Origin of the sequence: Shewanella electrica, assembly GCF_022321485.1 — a bacterium.
In the GTDB taxonomy this organism is placed as follows: domain Bacteria; phylum Pseudomonadota; class Gammaproteobacteria; order Enterobacterales; family Shewanellaceae; genus Shewanella; species Shewanella electrica.
Genome location: NZ_JAKOGG010000003.1, coordinates 159,474 through 176,183, shown reverse-complemented (window position 1 = coordinate 176,183; position 16,710 = coordinate 159,474). Strand labels below are relative to the sequence as shown.

The window sequence follows — 16,710 nt, the reverse complement described above, 5'->3', positions numbered from 1 at the left end:
CCTTTTGGACTGATGCGTATCTTGCTAAGCTAATCTGCTAAATTAGCTTTCATCTTCGGCTAACCTGTGGGCGTTAGTCTGTTCCCTCCCAGTAACCAAGGAGCTGTGTAATGTTAAGGAAATGGCGAGTGCTGTTGGCGTTGACCCTTTGGGCAAGTTTTTCGAGTCAGGCGGCGGAACCCGCCGTGTATGGCGCTGAATTAGAAGGCTTTGATTACCCTTGGCCGGTAAAACAGTTTCAATTTGAGTCACAACGCACTCAGTTGCATATGGCGTATATGGATGTGCCCGCCAAGCAGCCGAATGGTCACACGGTGGTGATGTTGCATGGGAAAAACTTTTGCGCCGCCACTTGGCAAGACAGCATTACCGCATTGACTGATGCTGGCTATCGGGTGATTGCCGCCGACCAAATCGGCTTTTGTAAGTCGAGCAAACCTGAAGCTTATCAATACAGTTTTCAACAATTAGCGGCGAACACGCATGCGCTGCTGGCGTCACTCAACATTGATAAAGCGATTGTGATGGGTCACTCCACCGGCGGCATGTTAGGCATCCGCTATGCGTTGCTTTATCCCGAAGCGACTGAGCAGTTGGTACTGGTGAATCCCATCGGCTTAGAAGACTGGAAAGTCAAAGGTGTGCCATTTAATGATGTTGATGCGTGGTATCAAAGCGAGCTGAAGAAGACCGACACTGGCATCCGCAATTATGAGCGCAACACCTATTATGCTGGTGAATGGCGTGATGACTACGAGCCGTGGGTGCAGATGTTGGCGGGCATGTACCGTGGTGATGGCAAAGAGATTGTGGCGTGGAACTCTGCCTTGCTGTACGACATGATCTACACCCAGCCAGTGTATTACGAGTTTGAACAGCTCAAGGTGCCGACGTTATTGATGATCGGTGAGAAAGACACCACCGCGATTGGTAAAGCGTTGGCGCCAGAGCCGATTCGCAAAACCTTAGGTAACTATCCGGTATTGGCGCGCGAAGCGGCAAAACGTATGCCGCAGTCCACGTTAGTGTTGTTCCCTAACTATGGTCATGCGCCACAGATGCAGGCGCCCAAGGAGTTTCATCAAAAACTGTTAGCGCAGTTGGTCGGCAATAAATCTTAATCACTGAATCGCCCAGGCGGATGATTCTTGTAGCTTAAACTCATCGCCACAGGCGGCCACCTCGGTCGCCTGTTTTTTTATATCAGCCCAGCGTTGTGTTATCTCGTCTTCCGTTGCCCTCATTGGCTGTCGCAGCTTTGTTACCTTTACGACAATTTCTGTGTTGTTTAAGCCTTGGTGTGATTTTATAAAATATTTAAATAACAGTTTGTTACGTCTATTTGTGACCTAATTTTTCACTGGCATAGGCTATGCAGTTAGCCTCTGCAAGTGACGTATTTGGGAGATAGGCAATGTCTGACGGGCTGTTAATTTTTCTTGGTGCTGCCTTTGTCAACAACGTGGTGTTAGCCAAGTTTCTGGGACTATGCCCGTTTATGGGGGTATCCAGCAAGGTTGATAGCGCGGTTGGCATGGGGCTCGCCACCACATTTGTACTCACCTTAGCGGCCATGCTCAGCTGGTTGCTGGAGGTGACAGTGCTGCAACCACTGAACCTGCAGTTTATGCGCATCATCGTGTTTATCTTGGTGATCGCCGCCGTGGTGCAGTTGACTGAACTGTACGTGAAGAAAAGCTTTCCCGCGCTTTATCAATCCCTTGGTGTGTTTCTGCCGTTGATCACCACTAACTGTGCGGTGCTCGGTGTGGCGTTGTTGGCGGTGCAGGAACAACTCAGTTTCATGCAGACCTTTATGTACAGCTTTGGCTCCTCCATCGGTTTTATGGTGGTGCTAGTGCTGTTTGCTGGGCTACGTAGTCAGCTCAGTCTCAATCGTGTACCCGCTGCGTTTAAAGGCAACCCGATTGCTTTTATTACCGCGGGATTGTTGTCAATGGCCTTTATGGGCTTTGCCGGCATCGTATAACGGGAGCGACAGATGATGATAGCAACGGTGATTTTCTTTGTACTGCTGGGGGCGGTACTCGGTGCGGCGTTGGGTTATGCCTCACAGGTATTCAAAGTGGAGAGTAATCCGCTGGTAGACAGCATTGAGGCGATTATGCCTGGTGGTCAATGTGGCCAATGCGGCGTGGCGGGGTGCCGACAAGCGGCCGAAGCCATGGTACGCGGTGAGCTTAACCCTAACGCATGCCCGCTTGGTGGGCAGTCATTAACGCAGCAAATTGCTGACATGCTCGGTGTGTCGGTCAGCATGAGTGACGATGACATAGAGTGGGTGGCGCACATCCAAGAAGCGCAATGTTCCGGCTGTGGTCGCTGTTATAAAGCCTGTCCATTTGATGCCATTGTGGGCGCGGCTAAGCAGATGCACACCGTCATTAGCGATGTGTGTACTGGCTGCAAACTCTGTACTGAGAGCTGCCCGCAAGGATGTTTAACTATGGTGCAAGTTGCGCCTGATACTCGCACTTGGTTCTGGCCCAAACCGCAAGCGTCGGCGGCTTAAGGAGGCGCTATGTTGAAGTTTCTCAGTCGTCGTTTTCGTGGTGGTATTCACCCAGAAAGCTATAAAAATCTCACTAATGCGCAGGGAATTGATCAGCATTTTTGGCCGCGCAATGTGTTTCTGTCGTTGCAACTGCGCAATGGCGCAATGTTAATGCCGTTGGTCAAACCCGGTGACACCGTAAGCCGCGGCCAGTTGGTAGCCAAAGGGCGTAATGACATGGTGGCGCCGATACATGCGCCAGTAAATGGCGTGGTCACAGGTATTACCCAACACTTTAGTTCGCATCCAGCCAAGCTGAAATGCGACACCATTATCATCCGCGCTAATGGTGATCGCCGTTGGGGCGAGTCGCATAAGCCGCAAAATTATCTGTCGCTTGATGCCGAAGAGATCATTGCACGCGTGCGCGATGCTGGCATTGTCGGCTTGGGCGGCGCGGGGTTTCCTACGGTGGCGAAGATCCAGTTTGCCCGTAAAGGTGGCGCGCACACGCTTGTGATCAATGGCGGGGAGTGCGAACCCTATTTGACCTGTGATGATGTGGCGATGCAGCAATATGCCGCCGAAGTCATCGCTGGCGTAAAACTGCTGCTCAAAGCCAGCGGCACGCACAAGGCGCTAATTGGTGTGGAAGACAACAAACCTGCAGCGCTAGAGCAACTGCGACTGGCGGCCGCCGAGAGCGATGAGATTGAGGTGCATGCAGCACCGAGTATCTATCCCATGGGCTCTGAGCGGCACTTGATCAAATATCTCACTGGCGCCGTGGTGCCCGCCGGTGGTCACGCGGGCATGTTGGGCATTCTGGTGCATAACATCGCTACCGCGCGTGCGGTTTATCAAGCGGTACGGTTTCAACGGCCATTGGTGAGCCGAGTGATCACTGTATCTGGCAAAGGTATTGCTGCCCCGCGTAACGTCGAAGTGCCGATTGGTACACCGGTGAGTGAACTGCTGGAATACTGCGGCGGCGTTAGCGATAGCACCGCGCGGCTGCTGTTCGGTGGGCCGATGATGGGGCAGGTGATCTCCTCGCCCTATATTCCGATTGATAAAACCGTGGGTGGCATTCTGGCGCTGACCGAAGAGGAAGTACGGCCACGACCCCAAAGTGAATGTATTCGTTGCGGTCAGTGTGTGCGCGCTTGCCCAATGGGCTTGATGCCGTTCCAAATGGCAGCCTATGCACGCTTGTCCGATTTCAGCAAAACCGAAGCGCTGGGGGTGGGCCATTGCCTCTCTTGTGGCGCTTGCAGTTATGTTTGTCCATCAGCGCTGCCGCTGGTGCAGTATTTTCAATTTGCCAAGGGCTCGATCAACGCCAATCGGCTCAAGGCACAACGCTCGGCCACCGCCAAACAACTCAATGAAGAACGGGTACAGCGGCTTGCCAAAGAAGCCGAAGCCAAGGCCGCTGCGAAAGCTGCCAAAGCGGCTGCGCGTAAACGTCCCGCCAGAGCGACCGCACAGGAGAGCGAATCATGATTGATTTTGAACCTAAATCTGGGCCGTTTGCTCATACCAGCAATAGTAGCAACCGCATCATGTATACCGTGGTGCTGACCTTGTTGCCAGCGGCGTTGATGGGCGTGTATCAGTTTGGCTTAGCCAGTTTGCAAACCTTGTTGGTGTGCAGCGTGGTGGCGATCATCGCTGAATATATCTGCCTTAAATTGCTCGGGCGGGCAACCAGTGCCTGTTTGGATGGTTCGGCGTTGCTGACCGGCTTGTTATTAGCCATGAGCCTGCCCGCGACCGTGCCGATGTGGTTAGCCGCGTTTGGTAGCGTGTTTGCCATTGTGGTTGGCAAACAGATCTACGGCGGCTTAGGGCAAAACTTATTTAATCCCGCGATGTTAGCGCGAGTGATGCTGCTGATCTGCTTTCCGGTGGAGATGACCACTTGGGCGGTGCCAACACCGATTGATTTCAGCGGCAACCAAGTCACCGTACCGCAAGGCTGGTTGCAGTTTGATGGCGTCACTGCCGCGACCTCGCTCAGCGGTTTGCAGCATGAACCCGTGTCGTTAGCAGCGCAGTTCTTCGGCAGCATTGGCGGCAGTTTAGGGGAAACCAGCGCATTGCTGATTTTACTCGGCGGCTTAGTGTTGCTGTATCGCCGCATCATCCATTGGGCGATCCCGGTGTCGTTTATCGCCGGGCTGTGTGTGCCTGCGGCCATCGCTGCGCTGATTGCGCCTGAAAGCTTTGCTTCACCATTGAGCCAACTACTCAGTGGCGGCGCCATGCTCGGCGCGTTCTATATCGCCACCGATTTAGTCACATCACCTACCAGCGTGCGCGGACAACTGATTTACGGCGCCATGTGTGGCTTGTTGATCTGGCTGATCCGCAGCTTTGGTAACTATCCAGAAGGTGTCGCCTTTGCGGTGTTGATGGTCAATGCGGCCAGCCCGCTGATCGACCACTATCTGCGCCCCAGCATCTTTGGCAGTAAATCAGCGGTGGAGAAATCATGATGCAGTTAGCTCTATCAAAATGGAAAGCGCTGGATAAGTGGAAAGACTCCATCGGCTATCAAAGCGGCTTGCTGGCGACCATTTGTGGCCTCGCCGCGCTGTTACTGATGACCATGGAGTTATGGACGCGGCCGCTGATCAACCTGCGTATTGAGGAAGACCAAAACGCCTTGTTGGATGAAGTACTTAATGGCGCCAGTTATGCCAATAAGGTGTTTAGTCAGTCGCAAAAAATCACGCTGCAACAGCGCCAATACGAGATTTTTACCGTGAAAGATGGTGCTGGTGGCACCACTCACTATGTGGTGCGCGGGTCGGAAGAGGGCTTTAGCGGCAGCATCAGTTTTCTGGTTGGCGTTGATACGGACGGTGTCATCACTGGCGTACGGATTATCAACCACACCGAAACGCCGGGGCTGGGCGACAAAATTGAGTTAGCCAAAAGCCCGTGGGTGAAGGAGTTCAATCAGCATTCGCTGGCGAACACTCCGCTGTGGGGCGTGAAAAAAGATGGTGGCAGTTTTGATCAATTTACTGGGGCGACCATTACGCCGCGGGCGGTAGTGAATGGCGTACATATTGCCATGCAGGCGTTAGCCAATAACTTAGCAGGAGCAGGCCATGATGCACCATGATACTCAACCACCAGCGGCAGCGGCGCATCGCAATCGGCAGATCTGGGCCGCTGGCCTGTGGGATAACAACATCATCCTCAAGCAGTCGCTGGCGCTTTGTCCATTATTGGCGGTGACCAGCAGTGCCACCAACGGTTTAGGTTTAGGGCTGGCTACAATGGTGGTGATGGTGGCGGCTAATCTGCTGACCTCCATGGCTAAAGGCATTATCAGCAAAGCGGTGCGTATTCCCGCCAACATCATCATTATCGCCACCTTGGTGACGTTGATTGATGCCTTGCTCAACGCGTGGCTACATCCGCTGCACAAAGTGCTGGGGCTGTTTATTCCCTTGATCGTGACTAACTGCGCCATTTTGGGGCGGGTGGAATCCTTTGCCAGTAAGTCAGCGTTACTGCCATCAATGCTCGATGGCTTAGCCATGGGGCTGGGTTTTACCTGGGTACTGACCATGCTTGGTGGCATTCGCGAAGTGATTGGCAGCGGCACTTTGTTTGCCAACGCTTCGCTGTTGTTAGGTCAGCATTTTGCCTTTTTAGAAACCACAGTTATCCCTGAATATCGCGGCTTGTTATTGGTGATTCTACCGCCGGGGGGCTTTTTGATCTTAGGCGCCGTGTTGGCGATTAAGCAGAAAACCGAGCAAGTGTTGGCAGAACGCCGTGCCATAGCCGCCGCGGCAGTGACCGGCGCGCAATCATGAGGAGCAAGCCATGAAAGTTAGCGTGGTGTACGCCAAACCCGATGAGCAAGTATGGCTGCCAGTGAATGTGGAGCCACATGCCACCTTGTTGTCGGCCATTGAAGCGTCTGGCGTGTTAAGGATGTTTCCCGCCATTCGGCTCGATCAACACAAAGTAGGGGTTTTTGGCAAAATTTGCCCGTTGGATACCGAACTTACCGCGGGCGATCGGGTGGAGATCTATCGGCCGATCACTTGGGTCGCTCCCGACGATGATGATGACGAAGACGACGATGATTAACCCGAAATGCATCGTGCAGAGAGGTGTGAGCTTTGGCAGCCCGTTCGTTATGGTGCGCTTTGTCGGTGGTTCACAGCAATTGTCAGCTTTACGACAATTTTGTCGGTAGCGTAATGAGTTGGAATTAAAAAATCATTATTTTTCATGGTTATACATCAGGAATGCGAATTGCAGTTCAGCAAGTGAATGTTCAGTGAATATGGATTTTGGCAAGGGGGGCAACATGGCACAGATTGGAATTTTCTTTGGTAGCGATACCGGCAGTACCCGCAAAGTGGCAAAACAACTGCAAAAATTGTTAGGTGACGATTTGGCCGATAAACCGGTCAATATTAACCGGGCCGATGCCGCAGCGTTAGCGGCATATGACATACTGATCCTCGGCACGCCAACCCTTGGGGATGGACAGCTGCCCGGCTTATCGGCCGACTGCCAAGAGGAAAGTTGGGAAGAGTTTATGCCTAACTTTGATGAGTTAGATCTGGCCGGCAAAAAAGTCGCCTTGTTTGGTTTAGGCGATCAAGTCTCCTACGCTGATGAGTTTGTCGATGCACTGGGTGAGTTGTATGACGTGGTGGTGGAATGCGGTGCTGAAGTGGTCGGCAGTTGGCCACTGGATGGTTATGACTTTAACCAATCGGCGGCCGTGGTGGATGATCGCTTTGTTGGCTTGGTGCTCGATAAAGACAACCAAGCCAGCTTAACCGACGACCGCGTGGCGACCTGGGTGGCACAACTGAAAGCCGAACTTGCGCTGTAGTGAATGCCTGCGTTAGTAAGCAAAAAGCCACTCACCAGTGGCTTTTTTACGGCTATAGCGTGATGGCTGAGTTATTTCCCCGCCATCTCTGCACTTATTACTTCACGTGAAGTTGCTATCGTGCGCCATTTCCCCTGCTCATATACCTGCTTAAAATCGTAGAGTATGCCATCATGGGTTTGACTTATCTTACGCACATCACCATCTTCCACGTGGGCGAAATTTTCGGTTGCAGATGCCGCAGGATTGATGGGCATTATCGGTGTAGCACTGCATTTATCTCGTTGAAAAATCACTTGTATCGGTTGGCTGCTATCGAGCATATTTTCGAATTGCTCATCGGGTTCGAGTGACTTAAACAGCGCTGGATCACTGTTGTTGTAGGTCAGTTCTGCCTTATAACAGTTGTTGAATAATGGCTTTTCCGCTGCGGCCATCGCGCTGCAAGATAATGATAAAAATATAACGGTGGTTAATGATGGGCGTAAGTTCATGCGTCGTCCTTGAGCTGAAATAATAATGGGGGCTTGTTACGCTTTAGTGTGTCATTTTTTGATATTCAATGCGTTATAGGTGCAGTTCAGTCGGTTCTGCTTAGCCAGTTAAGCTGGTCGGCTGCAATAGAACATGGTGCCTAATTGCAGATGACTTATATTCAGCGTTAGACATTTAACTGAGAGTGACCACACTCCGCCTAGCCTACATCACATGATGTCAGTTGCAAAAATGATCATCAAAAGTCAACAGCCCCTATTAATAGCATCCCCTGCTAATTTTTTGAACAAAAACTGCTACCCTCGGCAACATACTATGAGTCGTTTACGACGTTTTTACTCACCTCGTTTCAGTTTTTTCATAAACTGTTTCATCTGTGGCTCTAGCTCCTCAAACAGTGGGTGTTTACGTTGCTGCATAATGACTTCACCGAACAGTTTTAAGCCGATGATAAAGCTTTTGGTTTGTTCATCGGTAAAGTCAAATTTGCCGTCAACCTTGCTGAGGATATTAAAAATATCGTCATGGTTTTCGGTTTCAAAGCTCAATGCTTGGGTGGTTTGTTGTTGCTCATCGAGTTTCTCGAGGGTGATACGGTATTGATGTCGCATAAATACTCCGGAGTGATTGGCGGTGGATTAGTTAGTTGATAAAATCAATTAAAATAAATTTGATTGATAAAGTCAACTATATGAGCATTCAACAGCAACTTTTTATGGTGCTAGAGGCGTACAAAAGTGCGCTACAGTCACAGTTTTCACAGCATTTACCCCAACTATCGTTATCGCATTTTCTGGTGATGCGCCTCATCGGTGCCGAGGGGACGGTGACGCCATTGCAGGTGGCGCAGCGGTTACGGCGTGATAAAGCACAGATCACCCGTTTGTTAGCGGAGTTGGTGGATAAAGCGTGGCTGCTGAAACAACCGCATCCGCAAGATCGGCGCAGTGTGCAGTTATTATTAACCCCAGCAGGGGAGGCGTTGCTACAGCACGCGACCGCATTGGAGCAGCAACTGTCACAGCAGATGTTGCATGGCATGGCCGATGCGCAGCAACAGCAGTTAGCCGCAGGGCTGGAGGTGTTGTTACATAATTTGCGCCAGTCGTGATAGCGCTGACAATTGAAAAGCCCGCCGTTGATGGCGGGCTTAAGAGCTACGAGTTGCGAGCTACGAGCTACGAGCTACGAGCTACGAGTTGCGAGCTTCGGGTTACGGGCTTCGAGCTTAGAGCTTAGAGCTTCGAGCTTCGAGCTTCGAGCTTACAGCTTAGCGCTTAAAGCTTAAAGCTTATAGTCTCGAACTTACCAACGCGCTTCGACACCGATCCCGACGACACGTGGCGCACCAATGATGCCGTCCTGCGCATTATTCGCTAAACGAATGTACTGCACATAATCGCGGTCAAACAGGTTTTGTGCAAACACATAGGCGCTCCAGCTGTCAGCATCATAAGCGACACGGGTATTGAACAGCGTCCGTGATGGCAACTGAATGCGGTTGGCCGAGATGTCGTTATACACCTTGCTGCGATAGTTGGCGTTGATATTCCAACTTAGATTGTCGCTGAGGAAGATGTTCACCCCCGCTGATGCGGTATGGTTAGGGGCGTAGTTAAACTCTTCACCAGAGTAGTTACTCACCGTCGCGCCGCTGACTGTCTCAAATTGATCAAACTGGGTTTTGCTGTAGCCATAGGACAGATACCAGTCCACATCGCTGCTCAGTTGCTGTTTAAACGACGCTTCTACCCCATATAAGTGGGCTTTACCTGCGTTCACTACATGGGTGTCGTAACTGTTTAAGCCAAATGCGGCGGTCACTTGTTTATCTTGCCAGTCTACATAGTAGATGTTGGCGTTAAATATCGCGTTTAAACCGGTGAGCGATTGCCGCCAAGCAATCTCATAGTTATCGGTATATTCGGGCGCGTATTCAAATGCTTGGCTGCGAGCGATGTTGAAGCTTGTGCCGCCAGAGCGATAAGCCTTCTGGTAGGTTGCGGTGATGGAGGCATCATCGTTGAAATGATAGCGCACACCAAATTTAGGCAAAAAGGTATCGTTGGTGGTACTGGTTAACGGGTTATCCCCCGCAGTTTGTGACACTAAACCAAGCACCGCATTGTTGATGCCGCCCACCAGTTGGTTGAGTGTGCTGCCGCTTGGCGCAAAGTCGTCTGGGTTGGGTAGGGTGCCAGTGAAGGTGGCGCCGGTGACCGAACTATAGTCGTACGTTTGGTGATCGTATCGAAAGCCTAACTGCACGCTCCAGCTATCAGTCAAGCGATAGTCTAGGTCAGTAAACAGCGCTTGGTTTTCCGATTTAGTATCGTCAACAGACTGATAATCTAACGGAATGATGGGTAAGGCGGCACCATAGTTGTTGGCAACTGTGGTGGCAGTATCACTATCCAATCCATAACTTTGCAGTAATGCGTTAATGGTTGAAAGCGGCGTAACTATGCTGTTAAGCGTGGCGAGGTGGGAGCTGGTCTTGTGCTGCGAAGCGTATAAGCCGATGACAGCGTTGAGATCTTCACCTTGGTAGTTCGCTCGAAACTCTTGTGTGAGGACTTTGAAATCTTCCACACGATTGGCCCAGCCGATGCTTTCTGCACGTAGGTCAACATCATAACGGCGCAGCACATCTGACTGGCTGTAAGAGGTATTGGACGACAAACGCCAGAGATCGTTGAGCTGATAGTCGACGTTCAGCGCCACCAAATCGGTTTGGGCATTGGAGCGGTTGGCATAGTCAGAGGTGTTAACTCTACCGGGCAAATCGAGCCGATTGTAGGTATACATGTACGGGCCGTCACGGTCATCGCGGGTGTAGCTCAGTTTGACTGATAGGCCCGATATTGCACTCGGCGTCCATAGCAGTTTACCTCTCAACATCAATGAATTGAGGCGATCTTCTTTACTACCACGGGTCGGGTTGTCGGTATAACCTTCAAACAGATGTTTGTCCGCAGCAAAACGGAAGGCTAACTCGTCTTGGATCAGCGGCCCGCCGGTGGCAACCGACAGGCGTTTATCATCGGGATCAGACCATTGCACTCGCGCCTTACCGCGCCAATCCATGGAGGGATCTTCCGTATTAATTACCACCGCACCGGCAAGGGCGTTTTCCCCTTGAATGGTCGACTGTGGTCCACGCAATACTTCCACTTGCGCCACATCCCACAAATCACTCGGGCCGGTATCGGCAATTTGGCTTGGTAGCGGCACACCATCAATGTAGATGGTGGTCAGTGGGTTCACCGCACCCGCTTCATCGCTGATCCCACGAATGGTAAAACCACGGTTGCCATACATCTGGCTCACATTGGGCGTTTTACTCAAAATATCGTACAGCGATTGAATGTTTTCCTGCTCGATTTGCCACGCCGTGGTGACATCAACGCTGGCGGCGGTATCTTGCATACTGCGACGGCCTTTTTCGCCCGTAACAGTAATCTTTTCAATCGCTTTGTCGGCCTCGTCGGCGTGAGCTGCGTTGTGCGATAGCAACAGTGAACCGACGACCAAAGGCAGTAATGCCTGTCGATATGGCAGAGTAACCATGATCTTCTCCGTAAGATTAAGGAAATAACGGTTGGGGGGAGGTGGGGAAGATACCCATGAGTGCGCGTATCTTCCCTCGCATCAATGCTGGGCTAGTGCGCTAACCACTGTGCTGGAAGGGACCACGAGATGGTGTTGAGTTCACCCTGCCAATTTTCAATGGTGAGCCAAATGCGGTCGTTGGCGCTAAACGTTTCCGGCGCAATCGCATGCACATGTTTGCCGTAACGACTACCGTGCAGAATGCCCAAGTCACCATCTTGTAAGGTTGCAAGGTCAAGCTGGGCGGGGCCGATACTCATAAAGGCTTGGCGAATATCTTCAGGATTGCCTTGATTGAACAGCACCATAAAATCTTTGATATAGGCACCATCGTGCTGATAAGAACTTTCCAGATCGAGTGGCATTGGCGCTACTTTAAACGCGCCAATCTGTTGCTCTTGCAAGCTATCAGGAAAGCTTGGATGCAGTGACTGGTACAGGTAATACACCGGTAACAGCAGCAGTAAGCCACTCAATTTGAACTTATTTCGGTGCCAAAACGTCGCTTTTAATCGTGCCATTAGAGTGATTCTCCAGCGGTAGTAGCCTTGGAAGCAGCGGTGGATGCTTTGGTTTTCGCTTCTTTACGAACAGCAATCAAGCGTTTGCTCCACATCATGAAGCCAGTGATTGACATGCCCGTCAGTAATACACCAAACAGGAACCAGATGATCTTGGTCCAGATACCACCAATCGTACCGTAGTGCAGCGGGTCAACCACGTGCATCACGGTTTGCACCGCATCCATGGAGTCTGGGGCCAACTGATGGCTGATATTACCACTCCACGGGTTGACTGAGACTTGGTAGGCGTATTGGTCGTAAAACGGGTTAGCGCCACTGCCATACAGGTGATAGTTGTCACGGTTATGTTCAGGCAAGCCCACATAACTTGGCTTGAAATCAGGATACAGTTGTTTCGCGGTGTCTAGCGCTTGTGCCAAGCTCACAGGGAATTTTTCAGCAGGTTGCGCCGGTAGCTCACTGATCGCCACCAACGGTGCGTGAGGCTCAACCTCCACGTCAGCATGCATCAGAATGCCTTGGACGAGATACCACAAGCCAGTGAGGCTCATGATCGCCATAAACCAGATAGACCACACGCCCGCAGTACGGTGCAAATCGGCCAGTAAGGTCTTTGCCCCTTGGTTGAAACGGATGCGTGGTTGGGTGAACGATTTCCAAAAGTTTTTATAAATCATCAAACCGCTGACCAAGGCACCGAGTAACACAAAGCCCATGGAGCTGACGAGGTAATAACCGATGCTGTATGCGTGTTGCCAAGGAAACAGCAACCAACCATGCAGAGTGCGCATGAAGCCAGTAAACGTAATCCCTTGGTTGACCTCTTGGATCTCACCGGTGTATTGGTTGACGTAGGCAACGGCGCTAGGCACGTTCTGGTCACTAAAAATCACCGCCGAGATCATGTACGGTTCATACTGCAGTACGCCTGAAATATCCGCTGTGGGATGGGCTTGCTGCACAATTTCGGTTAGCTCAGCGGTACCTTTGGCGGGCAGGTTGTCAGGGTTAAGCGCGCGGGAGTTGGCGTTGGTCAGCCAAGTCAGCTCATGGCTTATCGTTGCCACTGTGCCTGTTAAGCAGATAAAGCAAAACAGCACCCAGATTGGCAATGAACACCAGCCATGAAAAGCAAACCAAAAACGGTTGGACAACTTACGCATAACCTACTCCCAGACTTAAGAGCTATGGATGCTAATAAAAATGAGAAACGTTATCAATATGTCAAAAGTAAATCTTGGTCTTGGCTCACATATTTGGCTTTTGCTTAGGAGAGCGACAAATCGTAGCGGATAAGACTAAGGTATTAATAACTAACATCTATTGTGATTTGTGAACTGCTGCACATAGGTCGTATTCTCGCCACTTGAAATAGTATGATAATTTGTAACGGCTTACGTCGTAATGCCTGTTAAATCGCCATAACACAACAAAAGGAGTTGTTGATTCATACCATCAAGCGTTGTTGGGGATGAATGGTTGGATCAAATATATCACCATGAATAAAACCTATTTTTTGGCGCCGCTGGCGCTGTGCGCTGCACTACTTTTACCCACCATGACTTTTGCCGAAGCCAATCCGCCAGCCACGCTCGGTGTCGAGTCATACGGCAGCCTACCATTTTTGAGTCAGTTTGATTTGTCGCCCGATGGGCAACGCTTAGCTTATGTGCAAAACCAACATGGTCAACTGACCTTAGTGGTGTATGACCTGAACACTAAGCAGAGTGAATACGTGGTGCAGTCTGATAATCTCAAAGTGTTTTTTAACGGCTTTGAGTGGGCCAATGACCACACCCTGTTAGTTGGTGTACGTGATGTGCGTGGCGAGTGGGGCGTCAGTTATAACATCACGCGTTTGATGACCTATGACGTGACAGGGAAACGCAAGTTAGAACTCACCGTCAAACAGCGTGACGGTGAACGGGTGGCGCAGTTCCAAGATAACATTATCAGCCTGCTACCAGAGGAGCCTGACCACATATTGATGGCTATCGACTATGAGTTAGTTGGCCAACCTGGCGTCTACAAGGTCAATATCTATAACAACAGCCGCATACAAGTGCAGCGTAACACGCCATATGTGATGGATTGGATTGCCGATCGCCAAGGTCATGTGCGCATTGCGGTAGGCCGCGAGGAAACCACTTATTTCTATGATCTGCTGAAAGATGACGGCACCCGCGAGCGCTTATTTGAGTTTGATGTCTTTAGCCCTGAGAGCGTGACCATCAAAGGTTTTGCTAAAGACCCAAACATTATCTATCTCACCGCGCTGCATGATGGCAAAGATGCGCTATATAAGATGGACTTAACCACGCGCCAGCGGCAATTAGTGCACGCTGATAAAGATTATGACGTGGCCGGTTCACTGCTATATTCCGACCAAACTGGGGATGTTGCTGGCTTTGTCACCGCCAATGCACAGGACAGCCGCATCTATTGGGATAGCAACTACCAACAGTTACAGCAAGCGTTAGCTAAGGCGATTCCACATGCCTACAACGTCGTCATGGACATGAGTAAGGACGGCAATAAATATCTACTGTATTCGGAATCTAACGAAGATAGCGGCAGCTTTTTCATTGGTGATCGCCAAGCTGGTCAGTTGGTGTATATCGGCAGCGAATATCCCGATGTCACGCCAGAAAAAATGCATAACAAACAGCTAGTGAAGTTTAAGGCGCGTGATGGCTTAGAGTTGGAAGGCTATTTAACGCTGCCCGCTGATTATCAAGCCGATGTGGCAACGCCGACAGTGGTGTTACCTCACGGTGGCCCAATGTCGCGTGATTACGATGGTTTTGATTACTGGAGCCAGTACTTAGCGGAGCAAGGCTATATTGTCTTTCAGCCCAACTTTCGCGGTTCTACCGGCTATGGCTATGATTTCGCTATGAAAGCGATCCAAAAGTGGGGCCAAGAGATGCAGGATGACTTGCAAGACGCGGCGCATTATCTGGTCGATAATCACTACACCGACGGTAAACACACCTGTATTGTCGGCGCCAGCTACGGCGGTTATGCGGCGCTGATGGGCGTGGCTAAATATCCTAAAGACTTTCAATGTGCTGCCAGCTTTGGTGGCGTCACCGACCTTACCTATTTGGTGAGCCAAGCACGCTTCTTTACCAACGTCGATGTGGTGCGGAAACAGTTTGGTCGCGATGCTGAAAAGCTCGATGCCGCCTCGCCCGTTAGCTATGCTAAACAGATTGAACGGCCGGTGCTGTTGATCCACGGTAGTGATGACAACGTGGTGTCTGTGAAACACAGTTTATACATGGATCGTGCATTAGAAAGTGCCGATAAAAAAGTGCAGTTTATCGAGTTGGAATACGGTGATCATCACTTGTCCAACCAAGATCACCGTTTAAAAACCTTGGCAGCGATCAAAGACTTTTTGGACAAAAACCTGCGTTAGCATTTTTCGCTGTTTCCGCAGTATCATGTAGCAAAGCCGATATTACATCGGCTTTTTGCTACCAAAAATAGGGAGATTGGCGACTATGTGGAAAACCATCAAACGTTGGCTCTGGCGCATTGTTATTGCCTGTTTGCTGTTGTCCATTGTGCCGGTGGTGATTTTACGGTTTGTCGACCCGCCAACATGGAGCTGGCGTATTGCCCGTTACATCGCCCCACCTGAACCGATTGCACAAGTGTCGCAGCAGTGGCGACCGCTGTCGCAAATTTCCCCCAACATGCAGTTAGCGGTGATCGCTAGCGAAGATCAACGCTTTCCCGAGCATTTTGGCTTTGACGTCAAACAGATTAAAAATGCCATTGCAGATGCGCAAAACGGCGAGGGGCTGCGTGGTGCCAGCACCATTAGCCAGCAAACCGCTAAAAACCTGTTTATGTGGCCGTCACGCAGCTTTATTCGTAAAGGTTTAGAGGCGTGGTTTACGCTGTTGTTGGAGGTGTGTTGGGACAAACAGCGCATTCTCGAAGTGTATCTCAATATTGTGGAGTTCGGCCCCGGTATATATGGCGCCGAAGCGGCGGCACAGCACTATTTTCACAAGCCAGCAGCCAAACTTACCGCCTACGAAGCTGCCAGCTTAGCCGCCTTGTTGCCCAATCCGTGGAAGTTGCGCATTGGCTCCAATTATATGCAGCAGCGCAGCAGTTGGATCCGCCAGCAGATGCGGCAACTGGGGCAGATCACCTTGAATAAGTTGGAGTAACAACGGCAATTCGCTCCCGCTGGCTGAGTTGGCTTGGCCGCTAAAAGAAATCGACCAAGCGCACATCCATCTGCATCACCGCATTGGGGCCGATTTTGCCGCCGTTGCCTTTGCGGCCCCAGGCCAAATCTGGCGGGATAACAAATTCGTAGCGCGCGCCTTTGCTCATCAGTTGCAACCCTTCTTGCAAGCCTTCAATCCCTTCGGCTAAGGCAAACTCTTCTGGCAACCCCTTGCGATAGGTGTCATCAATCACGCTACCATCGGCGAGCAAAATACGTTGGTGAATTTTGACGGTATCGAACTCGCTCGGCTTAGCGCCGTCAGCATCTTCGATAATACGGAAGTACAAGCCGGAGTCTGTTGCGGTAACCCCGGCTTTTGCGGAGTATTTCTTGATGAACTCTTCGGTCAAATTCCTGTTTTGGCCGGTGGAGCCTTTGGCAGATTTTTTACTGTTATTACGAGCCATGAGCGCAAACCATAATCAAGAGT

The 16,710-nt window shown here is 50.8% G+C and carries 18 protein-coding genes; 12 read left to right on the top strand and 6 right to left on the bottom strand.

The window, feature by feature from the left end:
* The first annotated feature begins 110 nt into the window (after window positions 1-110).
* The 9 genes from L9G74_RS05665 (at window position 111) to L9G74_RS05625 (ending at window position 7,394) form a co-directional block, all read left to right on the top strand.
* Window positions 111-1,121, top strand: a complete 1,011-nt coding sequence (locus L9G74_RS05665; RefSeq protein WP_238895332.1) for an alpha/beta fold hydrolase — start codon at window positions 111-113, stop codon at window positions 1,119-1,121.
* Window positions 1,122-1,414: 293 nt separating this feature from the next.
* The gene (rsxA, locus tag L9G74_RS05660) at window positions 1,415-1,990 is read left to right on the top strand and encodes an electron transport complex subunit RsxA (protein ID WP_238895331.1); all 576 of its coding nucleotides are present in this window, start codon (window positions 1,415-1,417) and stop codon (window positions 1,988-1,990) included.
* A gap of 12 nt (window positions 1,991-2,002) precedes the next feature.
* Window positions 2,003-2,533 carry an RnfABCDGE type electron transport complex subunit B gene (locus tag L9G74_RS05655; RefSeq protein ID WP_238895330.1) on the top strand — a complete coding sequence of 177 codons (531 nt, stop codon included), beginning with the start codon at window positions 2,003-2,005 and terminating at the stop codon, window positions 2,531-2,533.
* A gap of 9 nt (window positions 2,534-2,542) precedes the next feature.
* Window positions 2,543-4,021 carry an electron transport complex subunit RsxC gene (rsxC, locus tag L9G74_RS05650; RefSeq protein WP_238895329.1) on the top strand — a complete coding sequence of 493 codons (1,479 nt, stop codon included), beginning with the start codon at window positions 2,543-2,545 and terminating at the stop codon, window positions 4,019-4,021.
* A complete protein-coding gene (locus tag L9G74_RS05645) occupies window positions 4,018-5,016 on the top strand; it encodes an RnfABCDGE type electron transport complex subunit D (protein WP_238895328.1) in 999 nt (332 codons plus the stop codon). Before rsxC ends, L9G74_RS05645 begins: the two co-directional genes overlap by 4 nt.
* Window positions 5,013-5,651, top strand: a complete 639-nt coding sequence (locus L9G74_RS05640; protein ID WP_238895327.1) for an RnfABCDGE type electron transport complex subunit G — start codon at window positions 5,013-5,015, stop codon at window positions 5,649-5,651. The genes L9G74_RS05645 and L9G74_RS05640 overlap by 4 nt, the downstream gene beginning before the upstream one ends.
* On the top strand, window positions 5,638-6,354 hold the full coding sequence (locus L9G74_RS05635; RefSeq protein ID WP_238895326.1) for an electron transport complex subunit E: 717 nt from the start codon (window positions 5,638-5,640) through the stop codon (window positions 6,352-6,354). Before L9G74_RS05640 ends, L9G74_RS05635 begins: the two co-directional genes overlap by 14 nt.
* Before the next feature lie 10 nt (window positions 6,355-6,364).
* Window positions 6,365-6,634, top strand: a complete 270-nt coding sequence (locus L9G74_RS05630; RefSeq protein WP_238895325.1) for an RnfH family protein — start codon at window positions 6,365-6,367, stop codon at window positions 6,632-6,634.
* 223 nt (window positions 6,635-6,857) lie between these two features.
* Window positions 6,858-7,394, top strand: coding sequence for a flavodoxin (locus L9G74_RS05625; RefSeq protein ID WP_238895324.1), 537 nt, complete (start codon window positions 6,858-6,860; stop codon window positions 7,392-7,394).
* A 71-nt stretch (window positions 7,395-7,465) separates the two neighbouring features.
* On the opposite strand, the gene L9G74_RS05620 is transcribed toward L9G74_RS05625, so the two are convergent.
* Both L9G74_RS05620 and L9G74_RS05615 read right to left on the bottom strand, forming a co-directional pair.
* Complete coding sequence (locus tag L9G74_RS05620) at window positions 7,466-7,888, bottom strand: hypothetical protein (protein WP_238895323.1); 423 nt, start codon at window positions 7,886-7,888, stop codon at window positions 7,466-7,468.
* 336 nt (window positions 7,889-8,224) lie between these two features.
* Window positions 8,225-8,500 (bottom strand): DUF3861 domain-containing protein, encoded by a 276-nt coding sequence (locus L9G74_RS05615; protein WP_238895322.1) that lies wholly within the window; start codon window positions 8,498-8,500, stop codon window positions 8,225-8,227.
* Window positions 8,501-8,580: 80 nt separating this feature from the next.
* Here L9G74_RS05615 and L9G74_RS05610 point away from each other — a divergent pair, with 80 nt between their 5' ends.
* Window positions 8,581-9,000 (top strand): MarR family transcriptional regulator, encoded by a 420-nt coding sequence (locus tag L9G74_RS05610; RefSeq protein ID WP_238895321.1) that lies wholly within the window; start codon window positions 8,581-8,583, stop codon window positions 8,998-9,000.
* A gap of 194 nt (window positions 9,001-9,194) precedes the next feature.
* On the opposite strand, the gene L9G74_RS05605 is transcribed toward L9G74_RS05610, so the two are convergent.
* From L9G74_RS05605 to L9G74_RS05595, 3 genes are all read right to left on the bottom strand, one after another.
* A complete protein-coding gene (locus L9G74_RS05605; RefSeq protein ID WP_238895320.1) occupies window positions 9,195-11,459 on the bottom strand; it encodes a TonB-dependent receptor in 2,265 nt (754 codons plus the stop codon).
* 92 nt (window positions 11,460-11,551) lie between these two features.
* Window positions 11,552-12,022, bottom strand: coding sequence for a PA2404 family protein (locus L9G74_RS05600; RefSeq protein WP_238895319.1), 471 nt, complete (start codon window positions 12,020-12,022; stop codon window positions 11,552-11,554).
* Window positions 12,022-13,188: a PepSY-associated TM helix domain-containing protein gene (locus L9G74_RS05595; RefSeq protein ID WP_238895318.1), complete on the bottom strand. Its 1,167-nt coding sequence runs from the start codon at window positions 13,186-13,188 to the stop codon at window positions 12,022-12,024. The genes L9G74_RS05600 and L9G74_RS05595 overlap by 1 nt, the downstream gene beginning before the upstream one ends.
* Window positions 13,189-13,523: 335 nt before the next feature.
* Here L9G74_RS05595 and L9G74_RS05590 point away from each other — a divergent pair, with 335 nt between their 5' ends.
* A complete protein-coding gene (locus L9G74_RS05590; RefSeq protein ID WP_238895317.1) occupies window positions 13,524-15,449 on the top strand; it encodes a S9 family peptidase in 1,926 nt (641 codons plus the stop codon).
* A gap of 85 nt (window positions 15,450-15,534) precedes the next feature.
* Window positions 15,535-16,215 (top strand): monofunctional biosynthetic peptidoglycan transglycosylase, encoded by a 681-nt coding sequence (gene mtgA / locus L9G74_RS05585; protein WP_238895316.1) that lies wholly within the window; start codon window positions 15,535-15,537, stop codon window positions 16,213-16,215.
* 40 nt (window positions 16,216-16,255) lie between these two features.
* On the opposite strand, the gene L9G74_RS05580 is transcribed toward mtgA, so the two are convergent.
* A complete protein-coding gene (locus L9G74_RS05580) occupies window positions 16,256-16,687 on the bottom strand; it encodes an FKBP-type peptidyl-prolyl cis-trans isomerase (protein ID WP_238895315.1) in 432 nt (143 codons plus the stop codon).
* Window positions 16,688-16,710 lie beyond the last annotated feature (23 nt).